This is a genomic window from Moraxella sp. FZFQ2102, assembly GCF_024137865.1.
In the GTDB taxonomy this organism is placed as follows: Bacteria; Pseudomonadota; Gammaproteobacteria; order Pseudomonadales; family Moraxellaceae; genus Moraxella.
The window spans coordinates 781,282-800,554 of the sequence record NZ_CP099960.1 but is presented as its reverse complement, the minus strand read 5'-3'; the positions used below and the strand labels follow the sequence as shown (position 1 = coordinate 800,554).

General features: G+C 39.9%; 19 protein-coding genes, 5 tRNA genes and 1 pseudogene. 23 read left to right on the top strand and 2 right to left on the bottom strand.

Going from position 1 to position 19,273, the window contains the following annotated elements:
- Positions 1-339: 339 nt before the first annotated feature.
- The 7 genes from NGM44_RS03825 to NGM44_RS03800 all read left to right on the top strand — a co-directional run bounded on the left by NGM44_RS03825 (position 340) and on the right by NGM44_RS03800 (position 7,211).
- Positions 340-963, top strand: a complete 624-nt coding sequence (locus tag NGM44_RS03825; RefSeq protein WP_253224317.1) for a replication initiation protein — start codon at positions 340-342, stop codon at positions 961-963.
- A gap of 362 nt (positions 964-1,325) precedes the next feature.
- The gene (locus tag NGM44_RS10855) at positions 1,326-1,454 is read left to right on the top strand and encodes a hypothetical protein (RefSeq protein WP_011270137.1); all 129 of its coding nucleotides are present in this window, start codon (positions 1,326-1,328) and stop codon (positions 1,452-1,454) included.
- A 19-nt stretch (positions 1,455-1,473) separates the two neighbouring features.
- Positions 1,474-2,406: an ROB family class A beta-lactamase gene (gene blaROB / locus NGM44_RS03820; protein WP_253224316.1), complete on the top strand. Its 933-nt coding sequence runs from the start codon at positions 1,474-1,476 to the stop codon at positions 2,404-2,406.
- Between the two features lie 18 nt (positions 2,407-2,424).
- Positions 2,425-3,273: a macrolide hydrolase EstT gene (gene estT, locus NGM44_RS03815; protein WP_185148407.1), complete on the top strand. Its 849-nt coding sequence runs from the start codon at positions 2,425-2,427 to the stop codon at positions 3,271-3,273.
- A 178-nt stretch (positions 3,274-3,451) separates the two neighbouring features.
- Complete coding sequence (gene abc-f / locus NGM44_RS03810; RefSeq protein ID WP_253224315.1) at positions 3,452-5,041, top strand: ribosomal protection-like ABC-F family protein; 1,590 nt, start codon at positions 3,452-3,454, stop codon at positions 5,039-5,041.
- 188 nt (positions 5,042-5,229) lie between these two features.
- Positions 5,230-6,150 carry a macrolide hydrolase EstT gene (gene estT, locus NGM44_RS03805; protein WP_046701559.1) on the top strand — a complete coding sequence of 307 codons (921 nt, stop codon included), beginning with the start codon at positions 5,230-5,232 and terminating at the stop codon, positions 6,148-6,150.
- A 185-nt stretch (positions 6,151-6,335) separates the two neighbouring features.
- Entirely contained in the window at positions 6,336-7,211 is an 876-nt protein-coding gene (locus NGM44_RS03800; RefSeq protein WP_012478242.1) for an SDR family oxidoreductase, read from the top strand.
- Positions 7,212-7,608: 397 nt separating this feature from the next.
- On the opposite strand, the gene tet(H) is transcribed toward NGM44_RS03800, so the two are convergent.
- A complete protein-coding gene (tet(H), locus tag NGM44_RS03795; protein WP_253224314.1) occupies positions 7,609-8,775 on the bottom strand; it encodes a tetracycline efflux MFS transporter Tet(H) in 1,167 nt (388 codons plus the stop codon).
- Between the two features lie 91 nt (positions 8,776-8,866).
- Between tet(H) and tetR(H) the strand changes: the two genes are divergently transcribed.
- On the top strand, positions 8,867-9,490 hold the full coding sequence (gene tetR(H) / locus NGM44_RS03790; RefSeq protein ID WP_253224313.1) for a tetracycline resistance transcriptional repressor TetR(H): 624 nt from the start codon (positions 8,867-8,869) through the stop codon (positions 9,488-9,490).
- A gap of 2 nt (positions 9,491-9,492) precedes the next feature.
- On the opposite strand, the gene NGM44_RS03785 is transcribed toward tetR(H), so the two are convergent.
- Positions 9,493-9,873: a hypothetical protein gene (locus NGM44_RS03785; RefSeq protein ID WP_253224312.1), complete on the bottom strand. Its 381-nt coding sequence runs from the start codon at positions 9,871-9,873 to the stop codon at positions 9,493-9,495.
- A gap of 107 nt (positions 9,874-9,980) precedes the next feature.
- Here NGM44_RS03785 and NGM44_RS03780 point away from each other — a divergent pair.
- The 15 genes and pseudogenes from NGM44_RS03780 to rplL all read left to right on the top strand — a co-directional run bounded on the left by NGM44_RS03780 (position 9,981) and on the right by rplL (position 18,748).
- Positions 9,981-10,949: pseudogene (locus NGM44_RS03780) on the top strand (IS30-like element ISApl1 family transposase).
- Between the two features lie 754 nt (positions 10,950-11,703).
- A tRNA-Thr gene (locus tag NGM44_RS03775) sits at positions 11,704-11,779 on the top strand.
- A gap of 81 nt (positions 11,780-11,860) precedes the next feature.
- Positions 11,861-11,944, top strand: a tRNA-Tyr gene (locus NGM44_RS03770).
- 25 nt (positions 11,945-11,969) lie between these two features.
- A tRNA-Gly gene (locus NGM44_RS03765) sits at positions 11,970-12,043 on the top strand.
- Between the two features lie 7 nt (positions 12,044-12,050).
- Positions 12,051-12,125 (top strand) — tRNA-Thr (locus tag NGM44_RS03760).
- 277 nt (positions 12,126-12,402) lie between these two features.
- Positions 12,403-12,588 (top strand): hypothetical protein, encoded by a 186-nt coding sequence (locus NGM44_RS03755; RefSeq protein WP_253224311.1) that lies wholly within the window; start codon positions 12,403-12,405, stop codon positions 12,586-12,588.
- Positions 12,589-12,699: 111 nt separating this feature from the next.
- The gene (locus NGM44_RS03750) at positions 12,700-13,545 is read left to right on the top strand and encodes a glycosyltransferase family 8 protein (RefSeq protein ID WP_253224310.1); all 846 of its coding nucleotides are present in this window, start codon (positions 12,700-12,702) and stop codon (positions 13,543-13,545) included.
- A gap of 212 nt (positions 13,546-13,757) precedes the next feature.
- Positions 13,758-14,948 carry an elongation factor Tu gene (gene tuf, locus NGM44_RS03745; RefSeq protein WP_253222969.1) on the top strand — a complete coding sequence of 397 codons (1,191 nt, stop codon included), beginning with the start codon at positions 13,758-13,760 and terminating at the stop codon, positions 14,946-14,948.
- Between the two features lie 154 nt (positions 14,949-15,102).
- Positions 15,103-15,178: transfer RNA gene (locus NGM44_RS03740), tRNA-Trp, on the top strand.
- Positions 15,179-15,231: 53 nt separating this feature from the next.
- Entirely contained in the window at positions 15,232-15,693 is a 462-nt protein-coding gene (gene secE, locus NGM44_RS03735) for a preprotein translocase subunit SecE (RefSeq protein WP_253224309.1), read from the top strand.
- 19 nt (positions 15,694-15,712) lie between these two features.
- Complete coding sequence (gene nusG / locus NGM44_RS03730; RefSeq protein ID WP_253224308.1) at positions 15,713-16,243, top strand: transcription termination/antitermination protein NusG; 531 nt, start codon at positions 15,713-15,715, stop codon at positions 16,241-16,243.
- 104 nt (positions 16,244-16,347) lie between these two features.
- Entirely contained in the window at positions 16,348-16,779 is a 432-nt protein-coding gene (gene rplK, locus NGM44_RS03725) for a 50S ribosomal protein L11 (RefSeq protein ID WP_253224307.1), read from the top strand.
- A gap of 1 nt (position 16,780) precedes the next feature.
- Positions 16,781-17,482 (top strand): 50S ribosomal protein L1, encoded by a 702-nt coding sequence (gene rplA, locus NGM44_RS03720; protein WP_253224306.1) that lies wholly within the window; start codon positions 16,781-16,783, stop codon positions 17,480-17,482.
- A 330-nt stretch (positions 17,483-17,812) separates the two neighbouring features.
- The gene (gene rplJ, locus NGM44_RS03715; RefSeq protein ID WP_253224305.1) at positions 17,813-18,316 is read left to right on the top strand and encodes a 50S ribosomal protein L10; all 504 of its coding nucleotides are present in this window, start codon (positions 17,813-17,815) and stop codon (positions 18,314-18,316) included.
- A gap of 57 nt (positions 18,317-18,373) precedes the next feature.
- Complete coding sequence (gene rplL, locus NGM44_RS03710; protein ID WP_253224304.1) at positions 18,374-18,748, top strand: 50S ribosomal protein L7/L12; 375 nt, start codon at positions 18,374-18,376, stop codon at positions 18,746-18,748.
- Positions 18,749-19,273: the final 525 nt, after the last annotated feature.

The following is a 19,273-nucleotide window of genomic DNA, read 5'->3' as shown; positions in this document are numbered from 1 at the left end:
GTATTTTACAATCGGCTAAAGCCGACCGTTCTTTAAAGGCTATGCACAACCCTGATGGATAAATTGATGGACAGCAAGCTGCCCATCAATTTAACGCACAGGGATTGCACACAGCCACAGAACTTTGCCCACAAGCTCCACAGGTTTAAACAACAATCATCAGATATAAATCGAAGGGGATTTTCATAAGAAAAACCCCTATTATCTGATATGGTATAGTCGTACTTGACCACATGAACGGAAAAAGGTATTATTTTCAGATAAGAAAAAGCCCCGAATGATTGCAGTCATTCAGGGCTGATATTTACCTAAACCATTTGAAAAGCAGGTAAACAAATTATGAGGACATTATATCAATTAGACCTCTTTACATCAAGCATAGCCCACTATTTAGCGTGTTCTGACGACTTGGGCAACGTGGTTAGGCTACCCAAAGAAAAAGCCATTACAAAGCCGTATATCGCACCAAATAACAGTTCTTTCATCAACTGCTTGCTGTTTGACATTGATAAACCAGACGCAGGGGCTTCATGGCTGGATAACAACATCGCCATGCCCAACTGGATTTGTCAAAACCCGTTAAATGGTCATGCGCACTATGGTTACATGCTTAAAACGCCTGTTTCTCGCACGTTAAAAGCCAGAGGAACGCCACAACGCTACCTTGCCCGTATTCAGCAAGCCATGACAGAACAGCTAGAAGCTGATGCAGGTTACGCCCATTTCCTCACTAAAACGCCCGCACACGACAAACACCGCACAATATGGGGTAGAAGTGAACCCTTTACCCTAGACGAGCTTAGGGACGGTTTAGACGCTGATTTACCGCTTAGATTGAAAAGAGAAACAGCAGTAGGCGAAGGCAGAAACGTAACCTTATTTGACGGCTTAAGATTTTGGGCTTATCGGGAAAGATTGAAATACAACGACTTTGATAGGTGGTTTAGCTCATACAAAAGCTGAGGATCAACAGGCTTTATCTTTTTTGTTTTTTCATTCAATGAAAGCGAGCGAAGCCAAGAAGCAAAAACACCTTGGGAATTTGCTTGGGCTTGCTCCAATTCTTCATCAGAATAACGCACCGTTATTTTGATATTTCGCTTTTTTTGCATAGTAAAAAAATTCCTCCGTTTTTTCTTTACGTTTTCATTGCACTTGAACCTCAAAAAATTTATTTTTTTATGTGTTTATTTTTTCTATTTATAGTAAAAAAAAATTGAAAATAGGTTTTTGTTTTCATTTGATGAAAAAATAATCAAAAAAACACTAAAAATCTCAAGAGCTACTGTAATTCGTAGATTAAGAGAAGCCGAAGGAGCAACAGAATGAAAGATTATCAACCTACCAACCCTGAATTATTGAATTATGCCGTTGAATTGCTTGAGAGTGGCAAAATAGACGGTATTAAGTGCTATAATGTACGTTTCAGGCTGCCTGAAAAGAAATTTATTTAGTAAAATCAAAGGATAATTTATGTTAAATAAGTTAAAAATCGGCACATTATTATTGCTGACATTAACGGCTTCATTAACGGCTTGTTCGCCCAATTCTGTTCATTCGGTAACGTCTAATCCGCAGCCTGCTAGTGCGCCTGTGCAACAATCAGCCACACAAGCCACCTTTCAACAGGCTTTGGCGAATTTGGAACAGCAGTATCAAGCCCGAATTGGCGTTTATGTATGGGATACAGAAACGGGACATTCTTTGTCTTATCGTGCAGATGAACGCTTTGCTTATGCGTCCACTTTCAAGGCGTTGTTGGCTGGGGCGGTGTTGCAATCGCTGCCTGAAAAAGATTTAAATCGTACCATTTCATATAGCCAAAAAGATTTGGTTATTTATTCTCCCGAAACCCAAAAATACGTTGGCAAAGGCATGACGATTGCCCAATTATGTGAAGCAGCCGTGCGGTTTAGCGACAACACCGCGACCAATTTGCTGCTCAAAGAATTGGGTGGCGTGGAACAATATCAACGTATTTTGCGACAATTAGGCGATAACGTAACCCATGCCAATCGGCTAGAACCCGATTTAAATCAAGCCAAACCCAACGATATTCGTGATACGAGTACACCCAAACAAATGGCGATGAATTTAAATGCGTATTTATTGGGCAACACATTAACCGAATCGCAAAAAACGATTTTGTGGAATTGGTTGGACAATAACGCAACAGGCAATCCATTGATTCGCGCTGCTACGCCAACATCGTGGAAAGTGTACGATAAAAGCGGGGCGGGTAAAAAATATGGTGTACGCAATGATATTGCGGTGGTTCGCATACCAAATCGCAAACCGATTGTGATGGCAATCATGAGTACGCAATTTACCGAAGAAGCCAAATTCAACAATAAATTAGTAGAAGATGCAGCAAAGCAAGTATTTCATACTTTACAGCTCAACTAACAAATAAGGAAAACAGAAATGAAAGAGAAAATAATTAAAACAAACGGCATTGAACTCTGTACGGAAAGTTTTGGAAATAAGAAAAATCCAGCAATCCTTTTGGTAGCAGGTGCAACCGTATCAATGCTGTATTGGGACACTGAATTTTGCCAACAATTATCTGAAAAAGGATTTTTTGTTATTCGTTACGACAACAGAGATGTAGGAAAATCCACTAATTATGAACCAGGTTCTACTCCATACGATATTGTTGACTTAACTAATGACGCTATTTCAATATTGGATGGCTACAAGATTGACAAAGCACATTTTGTGGGGATTTCTTTGGGCGGACTAATTTCTCAAATAGCATCAATAAAGTTTGCCGACAGAGTTAACTCCTTAACTCTTATGTCATCAGGCCCTTGGGGAGACTCAGACCCAACTATACCTGAAATGGACACGAGTATTTTAGATTTCCATAGTAAAGCAGGTACAGTCAATTGGACAAATGAAGACAGTGTGGTAAACTATTTAATTCAGGGTGCAGAATTAATGAGTGGCAAGAAACAATTTGACAAACAAAGAAGTGAAAAACTGATAAGAGCTGAGTTCAATAGAGCCAACAATTATATAAGTATGTTCAATCACGCTGCATCGCAAGGTGGTGGTGGTGAAGAATATTGGAACAGATTAAACGAAATCAAACAACCCACCTTAATTATCCACGGAACAGACGACAAAATTTGGCATTATAAGAATGCAGGTTTTTTACTAGAAAAAATAAAAGGTTCAAATCTAATCACCCTTGAAGGTACAGGACACGAATTACACGTTGATGATTGGAAATCAATTATTGATGGAATAGAAAAACACATAAATGACTGATAAACAAAAACAACGACCCGCTAACAATGTATATAAAAAATAGGCGAAACAGTAGTAAATTCAAGGCTTTTGGCTCGTATTATACTTTGTGCTTAACCGAAAATTTGGCACTTCGAAATCGCCTACTTTTCATATACTAACCGTTCCCACTTTTGTTAAACTCAAAAAGAAATTAATTATGCTTACGATTCAAAATTTATCCTATTCACATCCCAATAAAAATACGCTGTTTACTAATTTAAGTATGACAGTAAACCATTCCGATAAAATTGCATTAATTGGCAATAATGGTGTTGGAAAATCTACTTTACTCAAACTTATAGCCAAGGAATTAGAACCTGATGACGGACAAATTTCCTCCGAAACCAAACCCTATTATATTCCTCAAATTTTCGGTCAGTTTAATGATTTGACAATTGCCCAAGCCTTACAAGTTGAAACCAAACTCAATGCTTTACACGAAATTTTAAACGGAAGTGTAGATGAAAAGAATTATAGCCTTTTAAATGACGATTGGACGATAGAAGAAAAATGTCAAGAAGCCCTAAGCTATTGGGATATTTCTGATTTATCACTATCTCAAAAATTGAGCGAATTAAGTGGAGGACAAAAAACAAAAGTCTTTCTCGCAGGTATATTTATTCATCAACCATCATTTGTTTTATTAGATGAACCCAGTAATCATCTTGACAAATCCAGTAGAGACTTACTATACGATTTTATTCAAACCTCTAGAGCAACTTTTATAATCGTTAGCCACGACCGAGAGTTACTTCAGTTATTAAATCCTATTTGTGAGCTCAACAGAAATGAAATTAAAGTTTATGGCGGAAACTATGAATTTTATAAAGAGCAAAAAGAAATTGAACAAAACGCCTTAAGTCAAGATATTCAGAGCAAAGAAAAAGCACTTAGAAAGGCGAAAGAAAAGGAGCGAAAAACAATTGAACGACAACAAAAATTAGATGTTCGAGCAAAAAAGAATTTAGGAAAAGCTGGACTTCCCAAGATAGTATCAGGTGCTTGGAAGAATAATGCTGAAAGAAGCTCAGCAAAAATTGCCGGAGTTCATTCAGATAAAATTAATGGTATAAAAGAAGAACTTCAAGATTTGAGGCTTTCCGTTTCTGATATAGAACAAATGAAATTTGAATTTGATTCTTCAAATCTTCATAAAGGTAAAAATCTGTTTATAGCAGAAAATATCAATTTCGCATATAAAACAGGAGGTTTATTATGGGAGAAACCTCTAAACATTCAAATTGTCAGCGGTGAACGAATTGCTATCAACGGAAAAAATGGAACAGGAAAAACCACACTTATCCAAATAATACTCGGAAAACTTAAACCAACGGAAGGAAAAATGTTTATTGCTGAAAGTCATTCTGTTTATATTGACCAAGATTATTCTTTAATCAATAATCATTTACAGATTTATGAACAAGCTCAAGAATTTAATCAAACCGGCCTTCAGGAACACGAAGTAAAAATCAGATTAGACCGTTTTTTATTTTCAAAAGATGATTGGGATAAGCCTTGTCATACATTGAGTGGCGGAGAAAGAATGCGGTTAATGTTGTGTTGTTTAACAATCAATAATCAATCGCCTGACATTATTATTTTGGACGAGCCAACCAACAATCTGGACATACAAAACATTGAAATCTTGACAAGAGCTATTAACGAATATCGGGGGACATTGATTGTGGTTTCGCACGATGAAACCTTTTTAGAGCAGACAAACATAGAACGGACAATTCAACTCTGACAAAAGTACAGCCGCTAACATCGATTTTGCGTCAGGCGGGGGGACGTTCTCCGTATGAAAATTTGTGCTAAATTTGAACTGTGGTTCTTCGTATCAAGTGCAGTGCTAAAAATCCCGCCCGAACGCAAAGCCGCGAACCGTTAGCGGGCATTGTGAAAGATACCAGCATAACAGTTAAACATTGATAAATGAAAAAAAAACTACTTTGGATATTAATTTTAGGACTGATAATAATCAGTTGCAAACAAAGGAAAACAGAAATGAAAGAGAAAATAATTAAAACAAACGGCATTGAACTCTGTACGGAAAGTTTTGGAAATAAGAAAAATCCAGCAATCCTTTTGGTAGCAGGTGCAACCGTATCAATGCTGTATTGGGACACTGAATTTTGCCAACAATTATCTGAAAAAGGATTTTTTGTTATTCGTTACGACAACAGAGATGTAGGAAAATCCACTAATTATGAACCAGGTTCTACTCCATACGATATTGTTGACTTAACTAATGACGCTATTTCAATATTGGATGGCTACAAGATTGACAAAGCACATTTTGTGGGGATTTCTTTGGGCGGACTAATTTCTCAAATAGCATCAATAAAGTTTGCCGACAGAGTTAACTCCTTAACTCTTATGTCATCAGGCCCTTGGGGAGACTCAGACCCAACTATACCTGAAATGGACACGAGTATTTTAGATTTCCATAGTAAAGCAGGTACAGTCAATTGGACAAATGAAGACAGTGTGGTAAACTATTTAATTCAGGGTGCAGAATTAATGAGTGGCAAGAAACAATTTGACAAACAAAGAAGTGAAAAACTGATAAGAGCTGAGTTCAATAGAGCCAACAATTATATAAGTATGTTCAATCACGCTGCATCGCAAGGTGGTGGTGGTGAAGAATATTGGAACAGATTAAACGAAATCAAACAACCCACCTTAATTATCCACGGAACAGACGACAAAATTTGGCATTATAAGAATGCAGGTTTTTTACTAGAAAAAATAAAAGGTTCAAATCTAATCACCCTTGAAGGTACAGGACACGAATTACACGTTGATGATTGGAAATCAATTATTGATGGAATAGAAAAACACATAAATGACTGATAAACAAAAACAACGACCCGCTAACAATGTATATAAAAAATAGGCGAAACAGTAGTAAATTCAAGGCTTTTGGCTCGTATTATACTTTGTGCTTAACCGAAAATTTGGCACTTCGAAATCGCCTACTTTTCTAATAGGTATCAAATGCTACCTAAATATTACATGATTAATGGAGGAAATTATTTATGACATTTAGTAACGTAGAAAATACACGAGTATGGTTTATTACAGGAGCGAGCAGTGGACTAGGATACGAGTTCACTAAAAAAGTACTAGAGTCAGGAGATAAGGTTGTTGGTGTTGCTAGAAATATTGAAAAACTTAATGAGTTAAAATACCAGTTTGAAGGAATGTTACTTCCGTTAAGTCTTGATGTTACTGATAGAAGTGCTGTTTTTACTACAGTGGAAACTGCCATTAAACATTTTGGAAGGATCGATATTGTCATTAACAATGCAGGAAATATGGTATTGGGAATGATTGAAGAATTTAGTGAAGATGAAGTTAGAAGTCAAATGGAGACTAATTTCTATGGTGCAATTTGGATTTGTCAAGCAGCTATGCCGTACTTACGGACACAAGGATCAGGTCATATTATACAGATATCTAGTATTGGTGGACTGATTACTGGTCCAATGTCGGGAATCTATAGTGCTAGCAAATTTGCTTTAGAAGGATTTAGCGAGGCATTAGCACAAGAAGCTGCACATTTTGGTGTAAAGGTATCTATCGTTGAACCCGGAGGCTATTGGACGAATCTATACTTAAAAATGAGTTTTACCACACAGAACAAAGAGTATGATTCATTACGTGAGAAGTTGGCTCAACAAAACTCAACCGAATCAGTTGATAGTGACCCTAAGTTGGCTGCCGAAGCTATAATGAAACTGGTTAATAGTGAGAATCCGCCTCTCCGATTGATTCTAGGAAGCCTTGTTTATGATTTAGCTGTTGAAAATGCAGAAAAACGTATATCTACATGGAAAGAGTGGGAATCAGTCAGTCGTTCTGCAGAACATGGGATTCCTGCACCAGAAGGATATGGAATAATCGAGGAATAGAAGATCAAAAAAATATTGAGATTATTTTTAAGTATGCCGCAATCGGGCGCGATTGTTGAATAAGTAAAATTAAGAGTGGCTACGGCTACTCTTTTTTTATTTGGCCAGAAGGAAAGATAAACGGGAAAACACTTTTGCGCATGCAAAGAAGAGCACACCTGCTTTTTTTGCCTGCCCCACGGCGAGTGCGGGGTGAGTTTGAGCGGGTGCTCCCGCTCATTTATGGGGTCAAGCTGACACAGCTTGCGGGTTTGGGCAGAGCCCATATTTTGGTTTGGCTTGAGTGGGATAAAAATTGGGCGAAGAACATGGGGGGTACTACGACCGCGTAAATGTTTGGGTTGGAAAACACCTTATGAAGTTTACTTCAAAAAAACGTTGCACTTGGTTTGACAATTCAAGGGTGAAAATAAGCGGTAATAAGCAACATAGCATAAAGTATTGCCCCCATCAGCCATAACAGACCATCCCAATAAGCGACGCTATAACTATAAATAAAGGCAAATAAAAGGGGACCAATGATCCCGGTAATATTGGTTAGGCTCACCAGAGTACCTTGTAATTTCCCTTGCGCATTATCATCGACAGATTTTGATAAATAACCTTGTAATGCGGGTTGCCCCATACCTCCTGCCGCTAAGCAAATTAATGCTGGTAAGATGACCCAAACGTGGCCTATCCACGCTAATAATAAACAGCCCATCATATCAATAGACATACTGATCATAATGGTGGTTTTTTCGCCCCATTTTTGTGCCAATTTCCCAGCGACAATCGCCTGAAAGAAAATATTTAATACACCCAGAACCGCCAAAGACATACCGATAGAAGTTGTGTTCCAATCAAAACGATATTGTGTAAACAGCACCCAGATGGTGGCAGGAATTTGCCCGATAAGCTGGATAATAAAATAGGTTGCTAACCAAAAGTAGAGGCTTTTCTTAAAAAAAACAGTGACTGTATTTGAGGCAGTTTGGTTTTCAGGTGTCCTATTGGCAACAAGCGCTTCTCTTTTTTGTGTTTCTCGGAAAAAGAGCAAAGAGAGTATTAATAATATCGAGTGTGAAATAGCGGCAAAAATAAATGGCATATGAGCACTGATATCACCTAATAATCCCCCTAGCATTGGGCCGATAATAAGGCCAACACCAAAAGCACCACCTAAGAAACCAAAATAGCGAGTTCGATTTTTAGCGGGAGTCACATCACTCATCGCTGATGCACATACGGCACCTGTTGCGCCTGTGATCCCCGCAATGATGCGCCCAATATAGAGCATCCAAAGTGTGGTTGAGAATGCCATTAAAAGATAGTCGAGTGCCGCGCCTAAAAGGGAAAACAGCAAGATGGGTTTTCTGCCGTATTTATCAGACAGTCGTCCTAGAATAGGAGCAAAAATAACCTGCATGGTAGCATAGAGCGCTAATAGCACACCGTAATGGGTTGCCAGTGAATTTTCACTGACAAATTCATTTAATAGAGTAGGGAGTACTGGCATGATAAGCCCGATACCAATGGCATCTAATACGGTGATCAGCAGTATAATAATAATTGATTTATTCATTGAGATCCTAAAAATCTATCAGTGATAGAGTGGTTGTAAAATATCACTATCAGTGATAGATTGTCAAGGCTATTTTATTTTGAGGTAGGTAATGGGAAAGCTAGATAAAGAACAAGTTATTGATAATGCGTTGATTTTACTTAATGAAGTTGGTATTGAAGGATTAACAACGCGTAAGCTGGCGCAAAAAATAGGTGTGGAACAACCCACATTGTATTGGCATGTAAAAAATAAACGCGCTTTGTTAGATGCATTAGCAGAAACTATTTTGCAAAAGCACCATCATCATGTTTTGCCATTGCCGAATGAAACATGGCAGGACTTTTTGCGAAATAACGCGAAAAGCTTCCGCCAAGCCTTATTAATGTATCGTGATGGTGGCAAAATTCATGCGGGAACACGCCCCTCTGAAAGTCAATTTGAGACATCAGAACAGCAACTACAGTTTTTGTGTGATGCTGGGTTTAGTCTATCTCAAGCCGTGTATGTATTAAGCTCTATTGCGCATTTTACATTAGGCTCCGTACTGGAAACTCAAGAGCATCAAGAAAGCCAAAAAGAGCGTGAAAAAGTAGAGACGGATACTGTTGCCTATCCGCCATTATTAACCCAAGCCGTTGCAATTATGGATAGTGATAATGGTGATGCTGCATTTTTGTTTGTCCTTGATGTGATGATCTCTGGACTTGAAACAGTATTAAAGAGCACTAAATAAATCTAAATTCGCTGACGCCCTTTTTGGCTAATTAGTTGCCCTTGTATGTCAGCGATACCAATGTGAGCAATACAACCTGCATTAAATTGTAAATAGTCATCTTCGATGCCATCAGAGAAAATTACGCCATTCTCTGGCATCAAAGATCCTAATTGCAGTGGTGAGTCAGGCTCAATAGTGCCAAAAGTCAGTGCAACACCTGTTGTTCTACTTGGAAATGGCTCTCTTACACTAAATTGTAGCTTTCGATCACTCCAGCTAAAGCCTTGTAATAGAGGGTGCGAAGCTTCTCCTGTAATTGCCATCGCACCAGCAAGAATAGATTGAAACCACCCCGTTGATCCCAATCCTGTTGATACAATAATGCCTGATGAAGATTGCACTTCTTCAGCGCCATTCCATTGGCTGAATTTACAATCCAAGTGCAACAAAAAAAGAAGTACCCATCAACTAGAATATAATTTTGTTTCCACACAAAAACCACTTCCAAATGATGAGTACTTCCTATCAACATCTTACAATAAACGAGCGAGAAAAGATAATGATTTTACTCGCACAGGGCAAAAAACCAGCAGAAATTGCCAAAGCATTGGGACGTAGTTCCAGCACCATTTCTCGCGAACTGAAACGACACGCTCTAGAAAGCTACAGTGCAACGAACGCACAAAACAGCTACTTGAAGCATCGTCAAAACAGTAAAGCGCAGCGCAAATTAGAGCAGCCTGAATATTTCAATTTGGTGCAAGAAAAGTTCCTAACGCAAAACTGGTCACAAATCAGCGCACGATTAAAATTGTAAAAATCTGAATTATCCATTAGTTATTCAACCATTTATCGTGGTATTTATTCAGGGTTGTTTGATATAGGCGAACGCAAAGCCAGTCGCAAACTGCGCCACAAAGGCAAAACACGGCATACAAAAAATCATCATGAAAAACGTGGCAAAATTCAGATATCCAACCATTTGAACGACCGTCCCATTTCGGCGCAAAATCGCAGTCGCTTTGGACATTGGGAAGCCGATACCGTACTGGGTAAAGCGGGTGGAGCTTGTTTGCTGACGCTGACGGAACGCAAAAGTCGTTTTGAGTTGGTGAAGAAAATTCCTGCCAAAAAAGCCGAAGCAGTCCAAAAAGCCATGATTGAATTGCTGGATTCACATATATTGCGGTCAATTACGCCAGACCGTGGTAAAGAATTTGCCCAACATCGTTTGGTAACAGAAGCACTGGGTGTAGAATTTTACTTCCCCGAGCCACATCAACCATGGACACGGGGAACGAATGAAAACACAAATGGGTTACTTCGTGAATATTTCCCGAAGCACCAAGACATCAATCAGTGGAGCGAAGTTGATATTCAACAGGTGATCAATAAACTGAATTTACGACCACGTAAATGTTTAGGTTGGAAAACACCTTATGAAGTTTACTTCAAAAAATCGTTGCACTTGGTTTGACAATTCAAGAGGAAAAAAAATGTCAAAAGTTAAATCTATTTAGATATTCTGTATAAATAACCTAAATGGCGGATAGATAGAAACGATCTTATACTCGCCACAATTTTATTAATTAAGGATAGCCAAATATGAAGAAAATTAATGTTGCCATTGTGAGGAGTGGGTATTCTACCCGTATTTTCCATGTTCCCTTTTTTCGGTTTAACGTGATAAAATTTATTGAGCGTTCAACCACTCGGGCATTAGCATGGTTTCCCAACATTGATATTGTGTCAAATTTTGAAAAGTTACTGACTGATGAGGTGGATTTAATCGTGATTAGTCAATAAGTGTAAAAATGGCATAATCAACCCAATGAATTTATGGACAAATATTATCTGTTTGGTATTTTATAGTAAGTACATTGTGTAAAAATAAAATCTGAAATCTAGTCTTTTTATTCTTTATTTTTACGTATTCACACTTCAATTTTAACAAGTTAATATTTAATTTATTGATTTTAAAGCATTTTATAATTTACATTCCTAAGTGGTATAGAAACAACCATTCTAATCATCGGATCGGATAAGTGTAATCAGCCAGTTGTGAAACAGCTGGCTGATTTTTTTTATGATTGGAGATAACGGAACGAAATTGATAAATTTTAAAATATCAAATAAATCAATAACTTATAAACTATTTTGAACTTTATCAAAAAAAGTGCTTGCACAAATCGGCAAGTATGATATTATACGCACCACTTAGGAAATACACCGCCGGCTTAGCTCAGTTGGTAGAGCAACTGACTTGTAATCAGTAGGTCGCCAGTTCGATTCCGGCAGCCGGCACCATTCCTAAGAAAATATTAGGTAAAGCCCATATTTGGGCTTAATCTTTTACAAAGACCAGTAAAAGAGATATCTAGCCAATTTGGTGGGGTTGGGGAGCGGTCAAACCCAACAGACTGTAACTCTGTCGCGAAAGCTTCGAAGGTTCGAATCCTTCCCCCACCACCATTCTTCCTACCTTGGTTACTACCCTGCGGGTGTAGTTTAGTGGTAGAACCTCAGCCTTCCAAGCTGATGGTGCGGGTTCGATTCCCGCCACCCGCTCCATAATTTCGCTCTTGTAGCTCAGGGGTAGAGCACTCCCTTGGTAAGGGAGAGGTCACGAGTTCAATTCTCGTCAAGAGCTCCATATTCAAATTATCCTTAAGACGCTTCGTTTTAAGGGTTTTTTATTTTCCGACACTTTGACGATGTATAAGGAGGCATCATGCAACACCACAGCTTACCATCATTGACTTTAGGTATTTGCTTGGCATGATGTCATCGGACGCATATCAAGCAATTTGAGTGCGTCCAAATGTTTTTTAGCCTGACATTTGGTTAGGCTTTTTTGTTTTTTTGAATATCAATAATTATTCATTTACGCCATTGGGACGCCAATTCAGTTTATAAAAGACGAGAAAATAATGGCAAAATACACTATCCAATTACCAAAATCAACTAAGGCACGCAATTTGGCAAGTTTATCACCACTCATGCAAAAAGGTGGGAGGTTTGAAAGCGAAAAACCAACCGCCAAGCATCGCAAGTCGCGATACCAAGCCAAAAAGATGCTTAGGCAATTTGACCGCAATGCTAAAGATTGGCACTGATCTATTGGTTGATTAAGTTGTTTTGGTAGATAAATTAAACTGTATATTCTTGTGGGCTATGCTATAATCAAATGACGTAATTTTGTCCAATTGAGTTTTAAAGAGCATCATATGACGACTGATACGCTCACAACAAATATTGTTGTTGCCAGTGATAAAAATTATCTAAACTACTTGGATATTGTGCTCAAATCATTGTTGGCACATCATCAATCATTTAATGTATTTATCCTGAACACAGGCGATATCAGTCCAGAGTGGATGGAGGAACGCCAGCAGTTTTTTGCCCAAAGGCAGTCAAGCTTATACTCAGCATATATCAATCAAAATGAGCTTCAGCGATACCGCCAAAGCGACTATATCACGCAGGCGACCTATCTTCGATACTACATCGCCGAACTATTTGCATGCAGTCAATCGAATCGATGGCTGTATTTAGATTGTGATATTGTCATCAACGGCGATATTTTTCGGCCTTTTGAAGATAAACGGTTTTCGCAGTTTTCACTAGGTGCGGTGCAAGATCCATTTGTGAGCAATTTGGCACAGCATAGATTTCGTCAAGGTGATTATTTTAACGCTGGTGTATTGTATATCAATGCAGATCGATGGGCGGGTACCACAGAGCAGCTGATACATTTAACTGAAAAATTACAAGAGACACTGGTTTATGGCGATCAAGATGTCTTAAATGTTTATTTTCATGAGCAGTGGTTTGCTATCGACTGGCGTTATAACTGCCAACCGGAGCATTTTTTGTCAGGCAGCGTTAATGCTGAAAATACATCACCAGATTTGATACATTTTGTAGGCTCAGTTAAGCCATTAGCAAAGTCTCAATTTGTCTGCAGTGTCCAAAAGGCAGTTGATTTATTTAAATTTTATGACAAGATCACCTATCAGACGATATTAGAAAACCCTATTGGATTTTTTAAATTTATCCTGCGGAGCAAATGATTGGTGATGTGTTCAACCATTTTATCAAGGGATTAAAATGTCGCGATATTAGATTTTGGTTCATTAAAAAGTTATTCAATGACAAAATAATCCACCCAAATGTATTCAAATACTAATTTCACTATGGTATAATACATCAGGATATGGTCATGGTTTTTGGGCGTTGCTCGAGAGCCGACCATGGCGTTTAATTAACAATCGAGGAAACCATCATGGCAAAGGCCAAGTTTGAACGTAACAAGCCACACGTAAACGTTGGTACCATCGGTCACGTTGACCATGGTAAAACCACTCTAACTGCTGCGATCGCTACTGTTGCTGCTAAGCACCACGGCGGTGAAGCAAAAGACTACGCTGCAATTGACTCAGCTCCTGAAGAAAAAGCGCGTGGTATTACCATTAACACTTCTCACATCGAGTACGACACTGCAAACCGTCACTACGCACACGTTGACTGCCCAGGCCACGCTGACTATGTTAAAAACATGATCACTGGTGCTGCACAGATGGACGGCGCGATCCTAGTTGTATCTGCAACTGACGGCCCAATGCCACAAACTCGTGAGCACATCCTACTATCTCGTCAGGTTGGTGTACCATACATCATGGTATTCATGAACAAGTGCGACATGGTTGATGACGAAGAACTACTAGAGCTAGTTGAAATGGAAGTTCGTGAACTTCTATCTGACTACGACTTCCCAGGTGATGATACCCCAATCATCAAAGGTTCTGCACTAGAAGCACTAAACGGCGCTGACAGCAAGTACGGTGAGCCAGCAGTTCTAGAACTACTAGACACTCTAGATACTTACATCCCAGAGCCAGAGCGTGCTGTAGATAAAGCATTCTTGATGCCAATCGAAGACGTATTCTCAATCTCAGGTCGTGGTACTGTTGTAACTGGTCGTGTTGAATCAGGCGTCATCAAAGTTGGTGAAGAGATCGAAATCGTTGGTATCAAACCAACTCAAAAAACTACCTGTACTGGTGTTGAAATGTTCCGTAAGCTGCTAGACGAAGGTCGTGCAGGTGAGAACTGTGGTATCCTACTTCGTGGTACTAAGCGTGAAGAAGTTCAACGCGGTCAAGTACTTGCTAAGCCAGGTTCAATCACCCCACACACCAAGTTCGACGCAGAAGTATACGTACTATCAAAAGAAGAAGGTGGTCGTCACACGCCATTCCTAAATGGCTATCGCCCACAGTTCTACTTCCGTACTACTGACGTAACTGGTGCAATCACTCTACAAGAAGGCACTGAAATGGTTATGCCAGGCGATAACGTTGAGATGAGCGTTGAGCTAATCCACCCAATCGCTATGGACAAAGGTCTTCGCTTCGCGATCCGTGAAGGCGGCCGTACCGTAGGTGCTGGTGTTGTTGCTACTGTTAAAGACTAATCGTTAAACAGTCACAAACCAACCATAAAACAAAAAGGCAAACCTGAAAAGGGTTTGTCTTTTTGTTTGTAAGTATGAAAAAAGTGCAATTTTTAAATAAAAAGACTTGCAAAAATAAAAAACCTTGCTATAATAGCAACCCATAACTAACCCTAGGCGATTGGCTCAATTGGTAGAGCATCGGACTCCAAATTCGAGGGTTGGGGGTTCGAGTCCCTCATCGCCTGCCATCTTCTTTTACACATTCTAGTATAAAATTGGTCACTCCAAGGCAAGTCACTGCATGAGCAAGAATAAAGACACATTGGATACCCAATCTTCGAATACTATCTCGTCAAAAAAACCCATCACCATTTCTAAAGAAAGCGTTGTAGAAGTTGCAAAAACTCATACAGGCTTAGATTCTGTGCTTTGGGTATTGGCGATTTTGGCATTGATTGCATCAACCTTGGTTGGTGAGTATTTGCCACGATATTGGGCACAAGCGAATGACATTTGGACGCAGATCGGTATTACCGTTTCGCTTGTCGTCTTTGCATTCGCTTGCTTGGCATTAACGCATCAAGGTCGTGCATTTAAGACCTTGCTAAAAGATGCAGGCATTGAACTGCGCCGTGTGACTTGGCCGAGTAAAGACGAAACCATCAAATACACTTGGCAAGTGATCTTAGTCATGATCATTGTCGGTTTGATGGTGTGGTTACTCGATATGTTCTTTAGTTATGTTGTTGGTTTTATCATTTAATCAGACAGTGGAATAACTCATGCGTTGGTATATCATTCAAGCATTCTCAGGCTATGAAAATCAAGTTCAGCGTTCGTTGATTGAGCGTATTAAGCGCAGCGATTTTGCTGATAAATTTGGCGATGTTTTGGTACCGACCGAAGAAGTCATCGAAATGCGCGATGGCAAAAAACGCACCGTGCAACAAAAGCTGTTCCCGGGCTATGTCTTGATTAATATGGAAATGAACGAAGATACTTGGCATGTGGTGAAAAACTGCCCAAATATCTCAGGTTTCATCGGTGGAACTCCAGAACATCCAGCACCGATTACCAAGGCTGAAGCGGATCGTATCCTAAATCGTATCAATAAAACAGGTGATGCGCCGCGTCCGAAGACCTTGTTCGAGCCAGGTGAAGAAGTATTGGTCATTGACGGTCCATTTACAGATTTCAAAGGTTTGGTGAAAAAAGTCGATTACGACAAATCAAAACTTCATCTGACTGTTAGCGTATTTAATCGTCCAACTGATGTAGAACTTGAGTTCACAAAGGTTGAAAAGATTAACTGATTGCCGTATAATATGCGGTTTTGGGCTCTAGGCGATTTGCCTAGGGCTTGTTATTAACTTGGGGAGCTATTTTAGCGTTATCACCCATCATTGGAGAGAATCTCATGGCAAAGAAGATTGATGGCTACATCAAGCTACAAGTGCCTGCTGGTAAAGCAAATCCTTCACCACCGATTGGTCCTGCATTGGGTCAAAAAGGCGTGAATATCATGGCATTCTGTAAAGAGTTCAACGCTGCATCTGCAAACATTGAACCAGGTCTGCCAATCCCAGTGGTTATCACTGTATTCAACGACAAATCATTCACTTTCGTGATGAAGTCGCCACCAGCGGCAGTTCTACTGCGTAAAGCAGCAGGTATTGCTAAAGGTTCTAGCACACCACACAGCGCAAAAGTTGGTACTGTAACTCGTGCACAACTTGAAGAAATCGTAAAAACCAAACAAGCAGACCTAACCGCTGCTGACCTTGATGCGGCTGTTCGTACCATCGCTGGTACTGCACGCTCAATGGGTATCACTGTGGAGGGTGTGTAACATGGCAAAGCTAACTAAGCGTCAACAGCTAATCAAAGATCGTGTAGATAGCAACAAGCTATACACCATCGAAGAAGCGGTAGCAATCCTAAACGATCTACCAGCAGCGAAATTCAAAGAGTCTATCGACATCGCTATCAACCTAGGTGTTGATCCGCGTAAATCAGACCAAGTTGTTCGTGGTGCAACCAACTTACCTGCAGGTACTGGTAAAACTAAGCGTGTTGCTGTATTTGCACAAGGCGCAGCTGCTGATGCAGCAAAAGAAGCTGGTGCGGATGTGGTCGGTTTTGAAGACCTAGCAGAAAGCATCAAAGCTGGCAACATGGACTTCGATGTGGTTATCGCATCTCCAGACGCAATGCGTGTTGTTGGTCAGCTAGGTACTATCCTAGGCCCACGTGGTCTTATGCCAAACCCAAAAGTTGGCACAGTAACTGCTGATGTTGCAACTGCTGTTAAGAATACCAAAGCTGGTCAGGCTCAATACCGTGTTGATAAAGCGGGTATCATCCATGCATCAATCGGTCAAGTTGGCTTCACTGCAGAACAAATCGAGCAAAACGCAACTGCGCTACTAAACGACCTTAAGCGTGCTAAGCCTGCGACTTCTAAAGGTATCTACATCAAGAAGATCACACTATCTAGCACTATGGGTCCTGGTATTGCAATCGATCCAGTTCCACATCGCGCGAACAAGTAATTTATCCTTAAAATTAAGTTAGATACAAGTTTTAACTTGATTTTGAAATAAATTGCCTTATAATAGTGCGAATTTCATCATCGGGCGACCCGAAAAGCATATGCTTTGCTCGATGATGAATTATGAATTTTAAAATTTAGCTCAGCACACCGGGTTGTGCTGTCTAAGACCGTAGGTGCTCTTTTGAGTCTAATTGGGAAACCTGCCTACGCAGACGGTGAGACTTATGTCCCCGTAATGGTGCAAAGGTTTGGCGCATTGCCAGATGCTTTGTGAAATTAGCTTATTGTTTGTGTAGTTTTTGCCAAGCAATAAATTTGGAGACAACCCATGGCACTAAATCTTCAAGACAAACAAGCAATTGTTGCTGAAGTAAATGAAGCTGCCAAAGGTGCGCTCTCTGCTGTAGTTGCCGATTCACGCGGTGTTACAGTAGCAAAGATGACCGAACTTCGTAAAGCTGCTCGTGAAGCAGGTGTTGATATGCGTATCGTGCGTAACACTTTGTTGCGTCGTGCCCTAGCTGACACTTCTTTCGAGTGCATGAACGATGTATTCGTTGGTCCTACTCTAATCGCATTCTCTAACGAACACCCAGGTGCAGCAGCACGCTTGTTCAAAGAATTTGCAAAGGCCAATGACAAGTTCGAAATCAAAGGCGCAGCTTTTGAAGGTGAATTTATCGACGCAAAATCTATCGATCGCCTAGCAACCCTACCTACTTACGACGAAGCTATCGCTCGCCTAATGGGTACTATGAAAGAAGCAGCAGCAGGCAAACTTGCTCGCACTCTAGCTGCACTTCGCGACAAGATGGAAGCAGAAGCGGCTTAATTTACCGTTTTTTATTAAACTTATTTACTCTCATACCTTTATTTAGGAATAATTGCTATGTCACTAACTAACGAACAAATCCTAGACGCAATCGCGGCAAAATCAGTAATGGAAATCGTTGAGCTTATCTCTGCGATGGAAGAAAAATTCGGCGTATCTGCAGCAGCTCTAGCAGCAGCTCCAGCAGCTGGCGGCGACGCTGGTGGCGCAGCTGAAGAAAAAGACGACTTCAATGTTGTTCTAACCAATGGCGGCGACAAGAAAGTAGCTGTAATCAAAGTTGTTCGCGAAGTAACTGGCCTAGGCTTGAAAGAAGCTAAAGACCTAGTTGAAGGCGCTCCACAAACTGTTAAAGAAGGTGCTTCTAAAGCTGAAGCTGAAGAGCTTAAGAAGAAACTTGAAGAAGCAGGCGCTACTGTTGAACTTAAATAATTTAGACAATCTGCCTTTGGCTGCCTAAGCCAAACAGATCAAAATTATTTAACCAAAAAAGCCAATAATGTATTGCATTGTTGGCTTTTTTTTATTATAATTCAGTATTTGACCTTTTGTGCAACTTTCAACAGCTAGCGAGAGATTTGCACATCGCAAAAGGACAAACGCACCCATGCAAGCTGAACGACTGACTCACTCTTAATTGATGATTTGGGCTAAATACTCATCGGTATTTGGCGCTTTGTTGTGTCTGCGCGTCATCAGATTTATGCAATATGCCATTGGCGCTGTTTTCATTGCCAATGACTGTCATATCTGCCACGATGCCTTGTGTTTTTTGCGTTTTTCCTTTCTAAAAAAGTTCAAAATGGGTGCATAATTTAGGTAAATTGCAACGATTTACCAAAAAATTTAAAAAAGTTTGTCCAATTTTTTGGGCAATTGAAAGTTTGCCTGACTTGTTTGGGCATATGTTTTAGGCTGTGCTTGTCCATTGGCGGCACAATAGTAACGAACCTAAGG

Coding starts and splice junctions, on each gene's coding strand:
- NGM44_RS10855 (WP_011270137.1), top strand. CDS start 1,326: ATGAAAGATTATCAACCTACCAACCCTGAATTATTGAATTATGCCGTT.
- blaROB (WP_253224316.1), top strand. CDS start 1,474: ATGTTAAATAAGTTAAAAATCGGCACATTATTATTGCTGACATTAACG.
- secE (WP_253224309.1), top strand. CDS start 15,232: ATGAGCAAGAATAAAGACACATTGGATACCCAATCTTCGAATACTATC.
- rplJ (WP_253224305.1), top strand. CDS start 17,813: ATGGCACTAAATCTTCAAGACAAACAAGCAATTGTTGCTGAAGTAAAT.
- rplL (WP_253224304.1), top strand. CDS start 18,374: ATGTCACTAACTAACGAACAAATCCTAGACGCAATCGCGGCAAAATCA.
- NGM44_RS03800 (WP_012478242.1), top strand. CDS start 6,336: ATGACATTTAGTAACGTAGAAAATACACGAGTATGGTTTATTACAGGA.
- estT (WP_046701559.1), top strand. CDS start 5,230: ATGAAAAAAAAACTACTTTGGATATTAATTTTAGGACTGATAATAATC.
- NGM44_RS03825 (WP_253224317.1), top strand. CDS start 340: ATGAGGACATTATATCAATTAGACCTCTTTACATCAAGCATAGCCCAC.
- tuf (WP_253222969.1), top strand. CDS start 13,758: ATGGCAAAGGCCAAGTTTGAACGTAACAAGCCACACGTAAACGTTGGT.
- rplK (WP_253224307.1), top strand. CDS start 16,348: ATGGCAAAGAAGATTGATGGCTACATCAAGCTACAAGTGCCTGCTGGT.
- rplA (WP_253224306.1), top strand. CDS start 16,781: ATGGCAAAGCTAACTAAGCGTCAACAGCTAATCAAAGATCGTGTAGAT.
- NGM44_RS03755 (WP_253224311.1), top strand. CDS start 12,403: ATGGCAAAATACACTATCCAATTACCAAAATCAACTAAGGCACGCAAT.
- nusG (WP_253224308.1), top strand. CDS start 15,713: ATGCGTTGGTATATCATTCAAGCATTCTCAGGCTATGAAAATCAAGTT.
- NGM44_RS03750 (WP_253224310.1), top strand. CDS start 12,700: ATGACGACTGATACGCTCACAACAAATATTGTTGTTGCCAGTGATAAA.
- abc-f (WP_253224315.1), top strand. CDS start 3,452: ATGCTTACGATTCAAAATTTATCCTATTCACATCCCAATAAAAATACG.
- estT (WP_185148407.1), top strand. CDS start 2,425: ATGAAAGAGAAAATAATTAAAACAAACGGCATTGAACTCTGTACGGAA.